This is a genomic window from Mycobacterium appelbergii (assembly GCF_032883035.1).
GTDB lineage: Bacteria > Actinomycetota > Actinomycetes > Mycobacteriales > Mycobacteriaceae > Mycobacterium > Mycobacterium appelbergii.
The window spans coordinates 746,583-762,098 of record NZ_JAMQTH010000001.1 but is presented as its reverse complement, the minus strand read 5'-3'; the positions used below and the strand labels follow the sequence as shown (position 1 = coordinate 762,098).

At 67.3% G+C, this 15,516-nt stretch carries 15 protein-coding genes; 2 read left to right on the top strand and 13 right to left on the bottom strand.

Annotated features, from left to right (window positions below):
* Positions 1 to 11 precede the first annotated feature (11 nt).
* Both M1247_RS03625 and M1247_RS03620 read left to right on the top strand, forming a co-directional pair.
* Positions 12 to 1,286, top strand: coding sequence for an aminotransferase family protein (locus tag M1247_RS03625; protein WP_317154878.1), 1,275 nt, complete (start codon positions 12 to 14; stop codon positions 1,284 to 1,286).
* Positions 1,283 to 2,803: an NAD-dependent succinate-semialdehyde dehydrogenase gene (locus tag M1247_RS03620; RefSeq protein WP_317154877.1), complete on the top strand. Its 1,521-nt coding sequence runs from the start codon at positions 1,283 to 1,285 to the stop codon at positions 2,801 to 2,803. Before M1247_RS03625 ends, M1247_RS03620 begins: the two co-directional genes overlap by 4 nt.
* Here M1247_RS03620 and egtE read toward each other — a convergent pair.
* The 13 genes from egtE to M1247_RS03555 all read right to left on the bottom strand — a co-directional run bounded on the left by egtE (position 2,795) and on the right by M1247_RS03555 (position 15,486).
* Entirely contained in the window at positions 2,795 to 3,916 is a 1,122-nt protein-coding gene (gene egtE, locus M1247_RS03615) for an ergothioneine biosynthesis PLP-dependent enzyme EgtE (RefSeq protein WP_317154876.1), read from the bottom strand. The two genes, M1247_RS03620 and egtE, sit on opposite strands and share 9 nt — an antisense overlap.
* The gene (egtD, locus tag M1247_RS03610; RefSeq protein ID WP_317154875.1) at positions 3,913 to 4,878 is read right to left on the bottom strand and encodes an L-histidine N(alpha)-methyltransferase; all 966 of its coding nucleotides are present in this window, start codon (positions 4,876 to 4,878) and stop codon (positions 3,913 to 3,915) included. The genes egtE and egtD overlap by 4 nt, the downstream gene beginning before the upstream one ends.
* Positions 4,875 to 5,567, bottom strand: a complete 693-nt coding sequence (gene egtC / locus M1247_RS03605) for an ergothioneine biosynthesis protein EgtC (RefSeq protein ID WP_317154874.1) — start codon at positions 5,565 to 5,567, stop codon at positions 4,875 to 4,877. The genes egtD and egtC overlap by 4 nt, the downstream gene beginning before the upstream one ends.
* The gene (gene egtB / locus M1247_RS03600; RefSeq protein WP_317154873.1) at positions 5,560 to 6,834 is read right to left on the bottom strand and encodes an ergothioneine biosynthesis protein EgtB; all 1,275 of its coding nucleotides are present in this window, start codon (positions 6,832 to 6,834) and stop codon (positions 5,560 to 5,562) included. The genes egtC and egtB overlap by 8 nt, the downstream gene beginning before the upstream one ends.
* Positions 6,831 to 8,102, bottom strand: coding sequence for an ergothioneine biosynthesis glutamate--cysteine ligase EgtA (egtA, locus tag M1247_RS03595; protein ID WP_317154872.1), 1,272 nt, complete (start codon positions 8,100 to 8,102; stop codon positions 6,831 to 6,833). The genes egtB and egtA overlap by 4 nt, the downstream gene beginning before the upstream one ends.
* Positions 8,103 to 8,208: 106 nt before the next feature.
* Positions 8,209 to 8,850 (bottom strand): sensor domain-containing protein, encoded by a 642-nt coding sequence (locus tag M1247_RS03590; RefSeq protein ID WP_317154871.1) that lies wholly within the window; start codon positions 8,848 to 8,850, stop codon positions 8,209 to 8,211.
* Positions 8,851 to 8,867: 17 nt separating this feature from the next.
* Positions 8,868 to 9,389 (bottom strand): hypothetical protein, encoded by a 522-nt coding sequence (locus M1247_RS03585; RefSeq protein ID WP_317154870.1) that lies wholly within the window; start codon positions 9,387 to 9,389, stop codon positions 8,868 to 8,870.
* 117 nt (positions 9,390 to 9,506) lie between these two features.
* On the bottom strand, positions 9,507 to 10,967 hold the full coding sequence (locus tag M1247_RS03580) for a catalase (RefSeq protein ID WP_317154869.1): 1,461 nt from the start codon (positions 10,965 to 10,967) through the stop codon (positions 9,507 to 9,509).
* A complete protein-coding gene (locus tag M1247_RS03575; RefSeq protein ID WP_317155020.1) occupies positions 10,942 to 11,427 on the bottom strand; it encodes a Fur family transcriptional regulator in 486 nt (161 codons plus the stop codon). The genes M1247_RS03580 and M1247_RS03575 overlap by 26 nt, the downstream gene beginning before the upstream one ends.
* Before the next feature lie 54 nt (positions 11,428 to 11,481).
* Positions 11,482 to 11,892 (bottom strand): hypothetical protein, encoded by a 411-nt coding sequence (locus tag M1247_RS03570; RefSeq protein ID WP_317154868.1) that lies wholly within the window; start codon positions 11,890 to 11,892, stop codon positions 11,482 to 11,484.
* 68 nt (positions 11,893 to 11,960) lie between these two features.
* Positions 11,961 to 13,034: a DUF4185 domain-containing protein gene (locus M1247_RS03565; RefSeq protein ID WP_317154867.1), complete on the bottom strand. Its 1,074-nt coding sequence runs from the start codon at positions 13,032 to 13,034 to the stop codon at positions 11,961 to 11,963.
* 72 nt (positions 13,035 to 13,106) lie between these two features.
* A complete protein-coding gene (locus M1247_RS03560; protein ID WP_317154866.1) occupies positions 13,107 to 14,153 on the bottom strand; it encodes an aspartate-semialdehyde dehydrogenase in 1,047 nt (348 codons plus the stop codon).
* A 67-nt stretch (positions 14,154 to 14,220) separates the two neighbouring features.
* Complete coding sequence (locus M1247_RS03555) at positions 14,221 to 15,486, bottom strand: aspartate kinase (RefSeq protein WP_317154865.1); 1,266 nt, start codon at positions 15,484 to 15,486, stop codon at positions 14,221 to 14,223.
* Positions 15,487 to 15,516: the final 30 nt, after the last annotated feature.

The following is a 15,516-nucleotide window of genomic DNA, read 5'->3' as shown; positions in this document are numbered from 1 at the left end:
GAAAGGCCCCCATGTCGTCCCATCCGAATGTCCTTGAAGGACCCGCATTGTGGTCCGCCCAAGCCCACATCCCTTCAGTCCTGGGACGGCAACTCGTCATCGACCGCGGCGAGGGCTGCTACATCTACACCACCGATGGGCGGCGTCTCTTCGACGGCACCGCCGGCCTGTGGCACGCCAACATCGGACACTCACATCCGGCGCTGGCCGAGGCAGCGCACGCCCAGATGCTCAAGCTGGAGACCTACCACATCTTCGGCAGATTCGTGAACGACCAGGCGCTCGCCCTGGCATCGCGGCTGGCCGGCCTGTCCCCCATCGACAATGCCAAGGTCATCCTGAACTCCGGCGGCTCCGACGCCATCGACGTCGCCTGCAAGCTCGCAAGAAGGCACTGGCAGCAGGCCGGGCGTACCGGCAAGACCACCATCCTCAGCCGCGAGCACGCCTATCACGGCCTGCACGCCTACGGCACCAGCATCGCGGGCCTCGACTTCAATCGCGAAGGCTACGGGACAGATTCACTGGTTCCGGAGACTCACCGCGTGCCCGTCCACGACATCGACGCGCTCAAGGGTGCCATCGCCGATCTGGGTGCAGAGAACATCGCCGCGATCGTCACCGAACCCATCCAGGGCACCGGCGGTGTCAACCCGCCGGTCCCCGGCTATCTCGAAACACTGCAGCAGCTGTGCCATGAGAACGACATCCTCGTCATCCTCGACGAAGTCATCACCGGGTTCGGTCGCACCGGCACGATGTTCGCCGCCCAGCGGTTCGGCCTGCAGCCCGATCTCATCACCTTCGCCAAGGGAGTGACCTCCGGGTATGCCCCGCTGGGCGGTGTCCTGGTGTCAGCCAAAATCTGGCAGCCGTTCTTCGCAGACGACACGACCACCCCGATCTTCCGGCACGGCGCCACGTACGCCGGCCACGCCACGGCGTGCGCAGTTGCGATGGCCAACCTCGATGTTCTCGAACGCGACAATCTGGTGCCGCGCGCAGCTGCGCTGGAGCAACTGCTGCGCGTCCAGCTTGAGGAGCTGGCCCGGCAACGACCCAGCGTCAGCGAAGTCCGCGTGGCCGGGTTCCTCGGCGGCATCTCCGTCCGCGAAGACATCGCGGCCGAAGCGGTTGCCGACAAACTGATCGACATCGGATTCATCTCACGCCCGCTGCGCGGCAACACGCTTCAGGTCAGTCCGCCTTTCACCACCACCGACGCCGAGCTCATCCAGTTCGTCGCCGCCATCTCCCACGTTCTCTCCGAAGAGGAAGCCAAATGAGCACCGACCTCGCGAACACAGCTGCCGCTGACCTGCTCGATGCCGATCCGCAGCGAGTAGCCGACACCAATGCCGTCGTCCGGGCGCTGGCACTGCCGGATGGTGCCCGCAGCCTCGAGGTGTTCAACCCCGCCACCGGTGACACCATTGCCGCGGTCCCGGACGCAGACCCCGGGCAGGCGCTGCGGGCGGTGGCAGCGGCCGAGGCCGCAGGGCGCGAGTGGGCGGCACGCACCCCCCGCCAGCGCGCCGACATTCTGCGCCGCTGGTATGACCTGATCAACGAGCACGCGGAAAAGATCAGCCTGCTCATCACCAGCGAGATGGGCAAACCGCTGGTCGAGTCGCGCGCCGAGGTCACCTATGGCGGTGACTTCGTCCGCTGGTACGCCGAAGAAGCGGTCCGGCCGGGCGGCAACGTCCGCGACGTGCCCACGGGCGGCGCCACGCTGTTGACGCGGCGGGCACCGGTTGGGCTTTCTGTCCTCATCACTCCATGGAACTTCCCGCTGGCAATGGCGACTCGCAAGATCGCGCCCGCCTTGGCAGCGGGATGCCCGGTGGTGATCAAACCGGCCACGCTGACTCCGCTGACCACTTTCTACGTCGTCGATCTCGCCTACCGGGCCGGCGTGCCCGTCGATCTCGTCCAGGTTGTCACCACCGGCGACGCGTCGGCGTTCAGCGAGGCGGTTCTCACCGACGCCCGGGTCCGCAAGGTTTCGTTCACCGGATCCACCGGTGTCGGCAAGATACTGCTGAAGTTGGCCGCTGACAACGTATTACGGTCCTCCATGGAACTCGGCGGCGATGCTCCACTGATCGTTTTCGACGACGCCGACCTCGAACGCGCGGTCAACGGCGCCTACGCCGCCAAGATGCGCAATGGTGGCCAGTCGTGCATCGCCGCCAATCGCATCTACGTCCAGGACGGGATTGCCGACGCCTTCGTCGAGGGACTGGTCGAGAAGATGGCCGCAGCACGTGTCGGGAACGGGCTCGCCGACGACGTCGCCCTGGGGCCGTTGATCGACGACCGCGCCGTGTCCAGCATGCAGAAGCTCGTCGACGACGCGGTCGCGGCCGGGGCCGACGTGCGTTCCGGTGGCCACGCCATCGCCGGGCCGGGTAGCTTCTTCGAGCCGACCGTACTCGATCACGTCGCGACCACCGCCGAGGCGGCCCGCACCGAGATCTTCGGCCCGATCGCCGCAATCCAACGCTTCCGTACCGAAGCAGAGGTGGTACACCGCGCCAACTCAACCGAATACGGTCTTGCCGGTTATGTGTTCACGGAAAACCTCGATCGCGCCCTCAATGTCGCCGATGCGCTTCAAACCGGCCTGGTGGGGATCAACCAAGGTGTCCCGTCCAACGCCGCGGCGCCCTTCGGAGGGATCAAACAGTCAGGCCTCGGCCGCGAAGGTAGCGCCGAGGGACTCGACGAATACCAGGAAATCCGCTTCTACAACATCGCCCGACGCACCACCGGCAGCGACGTAGTCGGCTCAGGCTGACGAGACCTCGCGTAACGCCGCGGCAAACTGCTGCAGGTCCTCGGCGGTGGTATCGACGTGCGGTGAGATCCGCAGGACAGGTTTGATCATCTCGAACGGCGCCCGTGCCACCTCGCAGGCGGTGGTGACGATGCCGCGTTCGGCGATCAGCCGGGCCCGCACGACGGCCGGATCGGCGCCGTCGGTCGGTTCCAGCGTGGTGATGGCAGTGGGCTCATCGATCGGTTCCACCACCTTCCAACCGGTCACCTCCGCCAGCACCTGTCGGGCCGTGTGTCCGAGTTCGGCCAATCGTGCGCGCACCAGTTCCGGCCCGGCAGCCAGGTGTTCCCCGATCGCGACGGAGAACCCGATCCGCGCCGCAGCGTTGTGCTCGCCGTGCCCGAGTTTCTCCAGCGCGCTCATCGCGATATCCCAGTCGGCGGGCGGCACCCGGGGTTGCAGCCGGGCGGCCAGTTCCGGCCGGACGCCGAGCACACCGACACCACGCGGCCCCGCCAGCCACTTGCGTGAGGACGAGTACACCGCGTCAATACCGGCGGTGCAGTCCAGGTGCCCCAGCGCCTGGGCGGCGTCCACCACCACCGGGATGCCCTCGGCGTGACAGGCCGCGACGACATCGGCGACCGGCTGAGCCAACCCGCGATGGCTCGCGAGCGCCGTGAGGTGCACGAGTGCGGGCGGATCGGCCGCAAGTTGACGTGCGGCGGCGCCGACGTCCAGCCGGCCGTCGCCGTCGACCGGTAGGGCGCGTACCTGAAACCCGTTGGCCGCCATGATCGCCAGGTTCGGCCCGTACTCGCCGGGCAGGCAGGCCACGGTGTGCTCTTCGGGCCAACTGCTGAGCAACAGGTCCAGGGCGTGACCGGATCCGCTGGCGTAGATCACGTCATTCGCGGTCAAACCGGTCATGGCCGCGACGGCGATACGCCCTGCCTCGAGCACCGGAGCGGCGGCCTCAACGGCGACGTAACCGCCCACCTCGGCTTCGTGCCGGGCATGGGTGGTGGTCGCGTCGATCACCGCCACGCTCTGCCGCGAGCAGGCGCCGCTGTCCAGATGCAGCCCGGCGGCCTTGGGTCTGGCGTCCCGCCACTGCTGCGCCAGGGTCATTTCGCCGCCAGTGACAGGCCGAAGTCCCCGGCCGCATCCGTCCACCAGTGCGTTTGTCTCAGACCGGCTTTCGCCAACTCGGCGGTGACGCCCGCAGGCCGGAACTTGCAGGACACCTCGGTCAGCATCTCCTCGCCTGCGGCGTAGGAGACGTCCAGACCCAGTGCCGCCACCCGTACCTGTTGCGGTGTGCGGGCGCGTAGCCACATCTCGATGCGTTCCTCGTCGTCGTTCCATTTCGCGACATGCTCGAAGGCATCGAGATCGAAATCGGCGGCGAGTTCGCGGTTCACCACCGCCAACACGTTGCGGTTGAACTCCGCAGTGACGCCGGCACTGTCATCGTAGGCGCGGACCAGGCGCCCGGCATCCTTCACCAGATCCGTGCCGAGCAGCAGGCTGTCACCAGGTTGCAAGGTCGCGGCGAGTGCGGTGAGGAAATCCGCGCGCGGTCCGGTCGTCAAGTTGCCGATCGTCGAGCCCAGGAACACCACCAGCCTCTTACCCACCCGTGGAATCTCACCGAGATGCTCCTCGAAATCACCGCACACCGCCTCGATCTCGACACCCGGGTACTCCCGTCCGATCGCGTCACCGGCCGCACGCAACACCCCCGCGTCCACATCGAAGGGGATGAACCGGCGCAGCAAGCCACCGTCACGCATCGCGTCGAGCAGCATCCTGGTCTTCTCCGAGGTACCGCTGCCCAACTCCACGAGGGTGTCTGCGCCCGCGGCCGCGACGATGTCCGCGGCCCGCTGGGAGAGAATCTGCGCTTCGGTGCGCGTCGGGTAATACTCGGGAAGCCGGGTGATCTGGTCGAACAGATCACTACCCACCCCGTCGTAGAACCACTTGGGGGGCAACATTTTCGGTACCTGCGTCAGACCGTCACGGACATCGCGGCGCAGTGCCGCCGCCGCGGAATCGGCGGCCAGGTAGTTCGACAGCGAAAGCGTCATGCTGTTCCTTTCAGGGGTGTCAGCTCGACGTGAGAATCGTCAACGACCACCAGGTGGCGGTCCGGTATGTCCTGCCAACCGGGGTCGTCGTCATAGGGCTCACTGGCGAGTACCACGCCGTCGGAGCGACGCAACATCGACAGCGTGTCCCCCCACGTGGTGGCAAGCATACGAGAACCGTTGGCGGCCAGGATGTTCAGCCGGGAGTTCGGATCACGCTCCCCGACCTCGGCAACGGTATCACCGAGCGCGTCCAGCCCACGCTCGAAGATCAGCGCCGCGAGCACCGCGCTGTCCACCGTGGACTCGGCGTTCGCGGCAAGCGGCAGCACCGCGCGGTCCACCAGGCCGTTGTGCGACAGCAGCCAGTGTCCGTCGGTGAACGGCGCCGACGCCGACGGTTCGATCGGCATACCGATGGTCGCCGAGCGAACCGCGGCCACCACGCATCCACTGTGCAGCGCCGGGGCCACCGAGGCGAACGAAGCGTCGCCCCACAGCGGTTTGTCGCTGCGCCAGCGCCGCGCCACGCCATCGTCGAAAAACCCTGCGCCCCAACCGTCGGCATTCATCAGGCCGTTCTTCTGCCGTCGCGGCGCATACGACTGCACCAGCAGAGCCTGCGGCGGGTCGAGCACGAGCGACGCGACGGACCGGGGCGCGCCGAGCCAACCCAGATGCCTACACATCCCAGGCCAACCGCACACCCGCGAAGATCTGGCGCCGCATCGGGTGATCCCAGTTGCGGAAGCTGGGCCGCAGAATGCCCGCGGCGACAGCCCATGAACCGCCGCGCAGCACGCGATAGTCGCCGTCGAAGAACGGCTCGGTGTAACGCTCGTAGACCATCGGCGTGAAACCGGGCCAGGGTCGCAACGGCGAGCTGGTCCACTCCCACACATCGCCCAACATCTGCTCCACGCCGTAGGCCGAGGCCCCCGCCCGGTAGGCACCCACCGGCGCGGGGCGTAGCGCGTCGCCACCGAGGTTCGCCAGCACATCGGTGGGTTCCGAAGCGCCCCAGGGGAACCGGCGGCGCACACCGGACACCGGGTCCCAGGCACAGGCCTTCTCCCATTCGATCTCGGTCGGCAACCGCGCACCCGCCCAGGCCGCGTACGCCTCCGCTTCGAAATACGTGATGTGCTGGACGGGTTCGTCGCCGGGGATCGCCTCGACGTGTCCGAAACGCGTCCGGGTGCCGTCGGGGTGCCAGAACTGCGGCGCGGTCAGACCCGCCTCCTGCCGGTAACCCCAGCCCCGGTGCGACCACCACTGCGGCCGGTCGTATCCGCCGTCCTCGATGAACGCGCGCCACTCGGCGTTGGTCACCGGAACCCTGCCGATCCGGAACGACGGCACCTCGACGACATGCGCGGGCCGCTCGTTGTCCAACGAGTGTGGTTCGGTCAGCTCATCGACCCCCACCAGGAACGGTCCGCCCGGAATGAGCACCGACGTCCCCGCCACCTCCGGCCGGCCGACGGGCAACGCCGCGCCCTCGCCCAACAGTGCCGGGCCGGCCCGCAGGTTCAGCGCCTGCAGCATGGTCTCGTCGTGCTGGTTCTCATGGCTGATCACCAGACCGAAGTTGAACGCCGGATCGTCCTCATCGAGGGTGTCGAGGGCGTCGAGAGCTTTGGACCGCACCGCCTGGCAGTAGGCGCGGGCCTCCGCGGGCGGCAGCAGGGGCAGGCTGACCCGGCTGGCGCGGGTATGCACGAACGCGTCGTACAGCCGGTCGACCGCCGGGTCCAGCATCCCGGGCCGGTCGGGATTGCCGTCGCGCAGCAACCACAACTCCTCCTGCTGCCCGATATGCGCCAGATCCCAGATCAACGGGCTCATCAGCGGGTCGTACTGGCGATGCAACTCGGCATCGTCGAAATCGACCAGGCGCAGGGTCCGCTCCCGCGCCCTGGTCAGCTCCTGCGCCAGCGTCTCGCGTGTGGTCAAAGCTCACCTTTCGCCAGTTGGCTCACCGCCGGAGCGATCCCGTGGCGCACCACCCGGTCGGCGAAGTCGTCGGCCGGGCTGCGGCCCTGTTCGACCGAACGCACCAGTTGCCGCATCGATTCCGCGAGCTCGGCCGGTGCCCGCTCGGCGGCGGCGTGAACGCACCGCACGGCGGCGGTGTGCAGGTGCCGGTCGGACAACCCGGCACGGGCGGCCAGGTCCCAGGCGGTGGCCACCGATTCGGTGGCCTCGGCGGCAACAGCGGCCGCTGCCGGATCGTCCAACAGCGTGACGAGGGTGAACACCGCGGCGGGCCAGACCGCATCCGGCAGGCTGTCCAGGTAGCGGATCTCCAGCCAGCGCCGCGGCCGCACCGGCGGGAACAGCGTGGTCAGGTGGTAGTCGAGGTCGACTTCGGTGGGCCGTCTGCCGCCCAGCACCGCCCGGCCGTCGGCCCAGTCGGCGAACGGCACCCAGTTCGTCACGGGTACGGCATCAGGCGGGTCGATCAGCATCACCGGGGCCTTGAGCGCATACCCGGCCCAGTCACTGGCCGGGTCGTCCCCGTCAGCTCCCAGCACCGGCCCGCATCGAGCGGAATCAAGCTGCCCCCACACCCGCTGACGGGTCGAGCACCAGCCGGTGAACTGCCCGCCGAACATCGGCGAATTGGCGGTGATCGCGATCATGGTCGGGCCCAGCGCGTGCGCCAGCCGGACCCGGTCCGCCCAACCGGCGCGAGGACCTGCGTCGAGATTCACCTGCACAGAGGCCGTCGCCGTCATCATCGCGGCGCCGGCCTGCGCCGTTCCGCTGGCGGCGAAGAACTCCTCCATCGCCTGATAACGCCCGCCCGGATTGACCCGGCGGGTGGGGCGCAGCGGATCGGTGCCCAGCAGCACCAGCCCCAGCCCCCGGCGGGCGAACGCCGCCCGCAGCACCGCGCGGTCGGCCAGCAGCGCCGTGACCGCGGCCAGCGGGCCGTCCTCCGGCGGTCCGGACAGCTCGACCGCACCGCCGGGTTCCACGGTGATGCGGCTGCCGCCGGGCAGCTCCGGCACCTCGGCGATCGCCGCCGACAGCTCGTCCCAGTCCGGACGCCGCGTCGGATCTTCCAGGTCGTAACAGTGCGCCTCGATCTCGAGGCCCACCCGACCCGCACCGCCGTCTTCCAGGCAGCGCTCACCGATATGCGCAGCGGCCTGTTCGGCGCTGGTGAACTCGACCGGTGGAATCGAGCCTGGTTCGGCCCACATCGGCACAGCCATGACAACCACCCTCCCGGTCGGTCGTCTTCTATTTTCCAGATGGCACCGACAATGTCGCGCGTTCAGCGGTTACGCATCGGTGACGCGCGCCCGAATTTGCGACGCTTTACTGTCCCAGGGAGTTCTGCATGGCCCCGGCCAGGACGTTGACCGCGGGGCCACCGTTACCCGACTGACACACCTTGGCCTGCAGTAATACGTTCTCCCGAAGTCGGGTGGTGGTGAAGCAGCGGCGATCGGTGCCCGCTTCCTGTTTCACCCAGTCCGCGTCGGTGGCCCCGGCAGGACCACCGGTGAAAGTCCACACCTGTGTGACGAAGTTGTCCAGATGCATCGCGGTGGTCTGCCCCGAACAGCCCACCGTCCGGTCGACGACACGATGGAATGCACGGTTGGCGGCGTCGGGATTGGCGAACACCCCGACCGACTGCTTGACGAAGTGGGCCTGATCATTGGCCGCCGTCTGCGTCGTCTCACCGTTGAACGAGGCGAGGTCCGGATCGTTGTACACCTCGGGTAATCCGACATCAGCCCAGTTGTTGCACACGGGGTTGTCCACCGAGAAGCCCTGGAACGGATCGGTGAACTCGGCCGCCCACGTCATCGGGGCGCCGACGATATTGCCCACCGAACCTTTCGGCAACACGGCGTAGGACACCACTCCGGGATCTGAGGGACGGGCACCGGCGGGTGCCGCCAAGGCCAGCGCCACACCGGCCACCCCGAGGCTGACAGTCAGGGCACGCATGGGCTCGATGATGCCATTCAGTGGACCGTCCGGGTGCAGTAGGTCCGTGCGGGTGCGGGATAGGGCCACGCGAAATGCCCGGTGGCCGAAGGGCAGGCGGCCTTGTCGCGCACGTCCAGACGCTGTGTCACCTGGACCAGCACCCCCTGGCCGCGGTCGGCACAGTCGGCCAGTTCCATCACACCGGCGGGCAGTCCCAGTTCGTAACAGTGCTCGGCGACCAGGTTGGGCACCAGGCACAGCCGGGCCGTCGACGGGTCGGCGAACTCCGCGGGCAGGTGCTGATACTCGGTGCTCGGGCAGTCACCACTGCCGTCGGCGACCGCGCCGACGGTGTAGCTCGGGTCGGCGTTGCAGTCCACCTTGCCCGCCCGGACCACCTGGGGGACCGAGGGTGTTCCCGCCGGGACACTGAGGCAGTCGCCGACGGCGAAGGACATCGCCGCGCCGCGTTCCGGATCCTCACCGTGCAGGCCGCACCCGGCCGCCAGCAGCGACACCGCGACCACCGCGGCGACCCGGGCCCGAATGCGCGTCACATCAGCGAGAATCTCACGATTGCGGCCGGCGCGCCCGGTGTTCGCCGGAGCCGATGGTGGACGCCCCGGCCACCTCACGGTGACCGGGGCGTTCTCTTGGGCTGCAGAGTGGTCTGATCAACCGCCGTTGCCGTTGAGTTCGGCGCGCACGCCTTCCTCGACCCGTTTACCGAGATCGGGGTCGACGTTGCGCCAGTACTCGAACACCCGGGACAGCACCGGCTCCTTCACACCGTCGGCGACATGTCCGATGATGTTGTGGGCCAAGCGTTCCCGCCCCGCATCGTCGAGAACGTCGCGGACCATGGTGCCGGCCTGACCCCAGTCGTCGTCGTCGGGCCGCAGCGTGTACGCGGCGCGGACCATCTCGCCGTCGGCGTACCACTTCACCTCGGCGGCACGTGCCTCGTCGGCGACCGGCCCGCCATAGGAGTTCGGCGCGTACACCGGATCGGATACGTTCTGCGTCCGCATCGCACCGTCCTTGGAGTAGCTGTTGATCTCCACCTTCGGCATGTTCACCGGGATCTGCCTGAAGTTGGTGCCCAGCCGGGCGCGGTGCGCATCGGAGTAGGAGAAGCCGCGCGCCAGCAGCATCTTGTCCGGGCTCAGGCCGGTGCCGGGCACGATGTTGTTCGGCTCGAACGCCGCCTGCTCCATCTCGGTGTGGTAGTCGGTGACGTTGCGATCCAGCGTCAGCTTGCCGACGTCGATCAGCGGATAGTCGGCGTGCGGCCATACCTTGGTCAGGTCGAAGGGGTTGAACCGGTAGGTCTTCGCGTCCTCGAACGGCATGATCTGCACCTTCAGCGACCAACTCGGGTAATCGCCCTTTTCGATCGAGTCGTACAGGTCCCGCTGGTGGTAATCGCCGTCCTCGCCTGCGAGCCGGTCGGCATCCTCCTGGAGGAGAAACTCGACACCCTGATCGGTCTTGAAGTGGTACTTGACCCAGAAGATCTCACCGTCGGCGTTGATCCAGCTGTAGGTGTGACTGGAGTAGCCGTTCATGTGACGCCAGGTCTTCGGGATGCCCCGATCGCCCATCAGCCAGGTGACCTGGTGGGCCGACTCCGGGGAGAGGCTCCAGAAATCCCACTGCATGTTGTGGTCACGCAGGTTGGTGGCGGCCATCCGCTTCTGGCTGCGGATGAAGTGCTGGAACTTCAACGGGTCCCGCATGAAGAAGACCGGGGTGTTGTTGCCGACCATGTCGAAGTTGCCGTCGGGCGTATAGAACTTCGTCGCGAATCCGCGCGGATCCCGCCAGGTGTCTGGGCTGCCGCGCTCGCCGGCCACAGTCGAAAAGCGGGTCAGCGTCTCGGTTTTGGCGCCGGGCGCGAATACCGCCGCCCGCGTGTACCTGGTGACGTCGCCCGTCACCTCGAAATGACCGAACGCGCCACCGCCCTTGGCATGTGGCTGGCGCTCCGGGATGCGCTCCCGATTGAACATGGCCATCTGCTCGATCAGGTAATGATCCTGCAGAAGGATCGGGCCGTCCGGCCCGAGCGTCAGTGAATGATCGTCGCTCGGCGCGGGATTGCCCGCGTCAGTGGTTGTGAATTTCTCGCTCATCGTTCTCTGAACTCCTCGTTTCGTGGGCTGAGTCCGAGGATTCGACACGACAGTCGGCACACGTACCCCAGAACACGACTTCGGCTTCTTCGACAGCGAAACCGTCGAGGTCAGAGGGTTCGAGGCAGGGTGCCTGGCCGACAGCGCAGTCAACATCGGCCACCCTGCCGCAGACCCGGCACACCAGGTGGTGATGGTTGTCACCGGTGCGGGTTTCGTAGCGCGCCGAGGAGCCGGCCGGCTCGATGCGGCGTACCAGACCGGCTTTGACGCACGCATGGAGCACGTCGTAGACGGCCTGAGTGGACACCGACCCCAACACTTGACGTACCAGGTTGGCGACGTCGTCTGCGGTGGAGTGCGGTGCTGCGACCAGGGCGTTCAACACCGCGACCCGTGGCGCAGTAACCCGTAACCCGGCGGCCCGCAGAAGGGCCCGGGGTTCGTGGTCATGCGCCAGGGTCACGGTTCCAGTATGCGCTCTTTCTGGAATGAGTCAAAAGATTCCGCGGAATCAGGGGCGCGCAGGTGCCATCGTCGGCGGAGTCTCCTGGCGCTCCGAACCGCCGGGGCCGCCCTGGCCGAACGGGCCGCCGGGGCCGAACTGGCCGGGTGGCGGGAACATCCGCTGGCCCGGTCCCATCGGAGGCGGACCACCCCGGTGGAACATCATCATGCCGTGGCGGTCGTGTCCGCCGCCGCCGTGATGGTGGCCGCCGGAATGGGCACCCAACATGAAGCCGGTTCCAAACACCACGGCGACGATGAAGACGATTCCGGCGACGATGCCCACCAACGCGGCGGCCTGGGTGAGACGGCTCTGCCGCCGTTCCGGGGCCGGCGCGGGTTCAACCGGCCGATCCACCGGGGCGCTGGTCGCGACAGGTGCGGTCGCGGGTTCGGATGATGCAGGTGTTTCTGTCATGCCACGAGCATGCGAGCCGTATTCAGGTGACGATCAAGAATCCGCTATGAATCCGCTGTGAAAGCCGGTCACCACGGCTTGATCGGGTTCACCGCGTATTGGATGACTCGGTAGGGCGTCCCGCCGCGGGGTGCGGTGTTCCACTGGCTGATGAAGACCCGGACCTCCTCGAGCGTGGACCCGGGTGAGATATAGCCGCCGTAGGGTTGCGCCAGCCTGTTGACCTCCGGCGGGGGCAACGACTCCGCCGGATCGGGCCAGTCACCGGCGAACACCACCGTCGTCACCGGTGCGGCCCCCAGCCCGGTCGGGTCGAGGGCGACCCGCATCTCCATGTTCCCGGTGCTCGCATTGAAGTAGGACAGCACGGCTTTGCCGTCGATCTGCCGGATCGACATCTCCCCTACCCGGTCGGGCCACAGCTGGGTCGGCGGCTTGCCCCAGCCACCGTCGGGCCCTGCCGCCCACCCCTGCCAGCCGGCCCGGTCGGTGAATTTCTGCGGGGTGGACCGGTACAGGAACACCGGGCCGCTGCGATCGAAGTTGTTGGCCACGATGTACACCCAGCCGCTGGGAGATTCCGCCGTCGGGATGGGGTCGTAATAGCCGCTGATCTGCGACTGCCCACCACCCTGATAGGACGCCTTACGCACCGAACCCGGAATCGTCGGCCAATTACCCTGCGCGGCATCCGCTTTCACCAGCCGCGAACTCTGCGGGACGAGGTCTTCGGTGGTGGTCACCAGCATGTAGTTCTGCCGGTTGATGGACACCACCCCGGCAGGCAGCTGAGAACCGCCCGGTGGCGTGGCATCGGCGAGCAGAGGTTTGTCGACCCCGCTCACGCCGGTGTAGCGGACCCCGGCGGGATCGTCGACGGAATCAGGTGCCACATGCAGGGCGATCGGCGAATACCAGCCGCCGAACCCCACCGCCTGACCGGCAAAGCTGTCGCCACACACCTGCAGCACCCGGCTGGGGAATTCCATGAACTCACACAGATCAGTGGCGCCGATACCGTAATCGCCGGTGGGAGTGCCGGTTCCGGCTGTCGGCCCGATCCGCAGCACCTGCCCGGGCGCCAGTTGAGGCAACACCGGCTCGGGCCACGGCGCCGGCGGGTCCGCCCGCGCCCCCGACATCGCCGAAATGGCATTCCAGCAGAGAAAGATCGAGAGAACGCCTGCTGGAATGCGGTTTCGGCGCAAGGGGGGTCAGAGCTCGGCGGCCAGCAGCTCGGCGATCTGGATGGTGTTCAGCGCCGCGCCTTTGCGCAGGTTGTCACCAGATACGAACAATGCGAGACCACGTCCTTCGGGCACACCCTCGTCCCAGCGGATGCGGCCGACCAGCGAGTCGTCGGCTCCGGCAGCGGCCAGCGGCGTCGGCACGTCGACCAGCTTGACGCCCGGCGCACCAGCCAGCAGCTCCCGCGCCCGCTCAACCGAAAGCGGTTGGGAGAACTCGGCGTTGATCGACAACGAGTGTCCGGTGAACACCGGAACGCGCACGCAGGTACCACTCACCGCAAGTTGGGGTATGCCCAGGATCTTGCGGCTCTCATTGCGCAGCTTCTGGTCCTCGTCGGTCTCACCGGAACCGTCGTCGACGAGCGAACCGGCCAACGGCACCACATTGAAGGCGATCGGCGCGACGTATTTGACGGGAGCCGGGAAGTCCACTGCCGAGCCGTCGTGCACCAGAGCCTCGACGCCGTCGATCACCGCCCGCGACTGGCCGGCCAGTTCCTCTACACCGGCCAGACCGCTACCCGACACGGCCTGGTAGCTCGACACGATCAGCCGGGTCAGGCCTGCCTCGTCGTGCAGTGGCTTGAGCACCGGCATCGCGGCCATGGTCGTGCAGTTCGGGTTGGCGATGATGCCTTTGGGAAGAGACCGAGCGCGGTTGGCGACATCCCTGGCGAAGTTCACCTCGGAGACGATCAGCGGCACATCGGGATCCTTGCGCCAGGCCGACGAGTTGTCGACGACGATGGCGCCCGCGGCCGCGAACCGCGGCGCCTGCACGCGTGACATCGTCGCGCCTGCGGAGAACAGGGCGATGTCCAGCCCCGACGGGTCGGCGGTCTCGCTGTTCTCGACCTCGATCTCCTGACCCCGGAAGGTCAGCTTCTTACCCTCGGAGCGGGCCGAGGCGAAGAACCGCACGGAGGTGGCGGGGAAGCCCCGTTCCTCCAGCAGTGCCCTCATCACCTGGCCGACCTGGCCGGTAGCTCCGACCACACCGATATTCACCATGTCACTTACCCCGTCGCTTCGCTCGCCCCACCACGCTATTTACCCCGTCGCTTCGCTCGCCCCACCACTAGATCCCGGTCCCCGCATAAACAACCGCCTCTTCTTCGCCACCGAGGTTGAATGCCTCGTGGAGCGCAGCGACCGCGGTATCCAGATCGGTGTCCTTCACCAGCACCGAGATGCGGATCTCGGAGGTGGAGATCAGATCGATGTTGACGCCCACCTCGGCGAGCGCCTCGCAGAACTTCGCGGTCACGCCGGGATGGCTGCGCATGCCCGCACCCACCAGCGACACCTTGCCGATGTGATCGTCGTACAGCACCTGGCTGAACCCGATCTCACCCTGCAGTGAGGTCAGCTTCTGCACCGCACCCGGCCCGTTGTCCATGGGGCAGGTGAAGGTGATGTCCGTCTTGCCGTCCTCCACCTTGGAGATGTTCTGCAGCACCATGTCAATGTTGACGTCGGCGTCGGCGACCGCGCGGAAAACCCTGGCGGCATAACCGGGTACGTCCGGCACTCCGACCACGGTGACCTTGGCCTCCCCTCGGTCGTGGGCTACTCCGGTCAGCAGGGCGTCTTCCATGGCGATGTCCTCGATCGATCCTTTGACGATGGTGCCCGGCTTGTCGGAGTACGACGAGCGGACGTGTATCGGCACGTTGTAACGGCGGGCATATTCGACGCAGCGCAGCATCAGCACCTTGGCGCCGCACGCCGCCATCTCCAGCATCTCTTCGAACGACACGGTGTCGAGATGCCGGGCGTTGGGCACGATGCGCGGATCGGCGGTGAAGATGCCGTCGACGTCGGTGTAGATCTCACAGACGTCGGCCTTCAGCGCCGCGGCCAGTGCGACCGCGGTGGTGTCGGAACCACCGCGACCCAGTGTGGTGACGTCCTTGCTGTCCTGGCTGACGCCCTGGAAACCGGCGACCAGCACGATCAGCCCCTCATCCAGGGCGCTGCGCAGCCGACCCGGGGTGACGTCGATGATCTTGGCGTTCCCGTGCGTGCCGGTGGTGATGACGCCGGCCTGCGACCCGGTGAACGAGCGCGCCTGCGCACCCAGGGACTCGATGGCCATCGCAACCAGCGCGTTGGAGATCCGCTCCCCGGCGGTGAGCAGCATGTCCATCTCGCGGGCGGGTGGCGCCGGAGACACCTGGCGGGCCAGGTCCAGCAGGTCATCGGTGGTGTCGCCCATCGCAGAGACCACTACGACGACGTCGTTACCGGCCTTCTTGGTCTCGACGATCCGCTCGGCGACACGACGGATCCGGTCGGCGTCCGACACCGAGGATCCGCCGTACTTCTGTACGACGACCGCCACTATCTGTCCTTCTAAAGGCTCGGGAATGAT

Coding starts and splice junctions, on each gene's coding strand:
- M1247_RS03625 (WP_317154878.1), top strand. CDS start 12: ATGTCGTCCCATCCGAATGTCCTTGAAGGACCCGCATTGTGGTCCGCC.
- M1247_RS03620 (WP_317154877.1), top strand. CDS start 1,283: ATGAGCACCGACCTCGCGAACACAGCTGCCGCTGACCTGCTCGATGCC.
- egtE (WP_317154876.1), bottom strand. CDS start 3,916: ATGACCCTGGCGCAGCAGTGGCGGGACGCCAGACCCAAGGCCGCCGGG.
- egtD (WP_317154875.1), bottom strand. CDS start 4,878: ATGACGCTTTCGCTGTCGAACTACCTGGCCGCCGATTCCGCGGCGGCG.
- egtC (WP_317154874.1), bottom strand. CDS start 5,567: ATGTGTAGGCATCTGGGTTGGCTCGGCGCGCCCCGGTCCGTCGCGTCG.
- egtA (WP_317154872.1), bottom strand. CDS start 8,102: ATGGCTGTGCCGATGTGGGCCGAACCAGGCTCGATTCCACCGGTCGAG.
- M1247_RS03590 (WP_317154871.1), bottom strand. CDS start 8,850: ATGCGTGCCCTGACTGTCAGCCTCGGGGTGGCCGGTGTGGCGCTGGCC.
- M1247_RS03580 (WP_317154869.1), bottom strand. CDS start 10,967: ATGAGCGAGAAATTCACAACCACTGACGCGGGCAATCCCGCGCCGAGC.
- M1247_RS03570 (WP_317154868.1), bottom strand. CDS start 11,892: ATGACAGAAACACCTGCATCATCCGAACCCGCGACCGCACCTGTCGCG.
- M1247_RS03565 (WP_317154867.1), bottom strand. CDS start 13,034: ATGTCGGGGGCGCGGGCGGACCCGCCGGCGCCGTGGCCCGAGCCGGTG.
- M1247_RS03560 (WP_317154866.1), bottom strand. CDS start 14,153: ATGGTGAATATCGGTGTGGTCGGAGCTACCGGCCAGGTCGGCCAGGTG.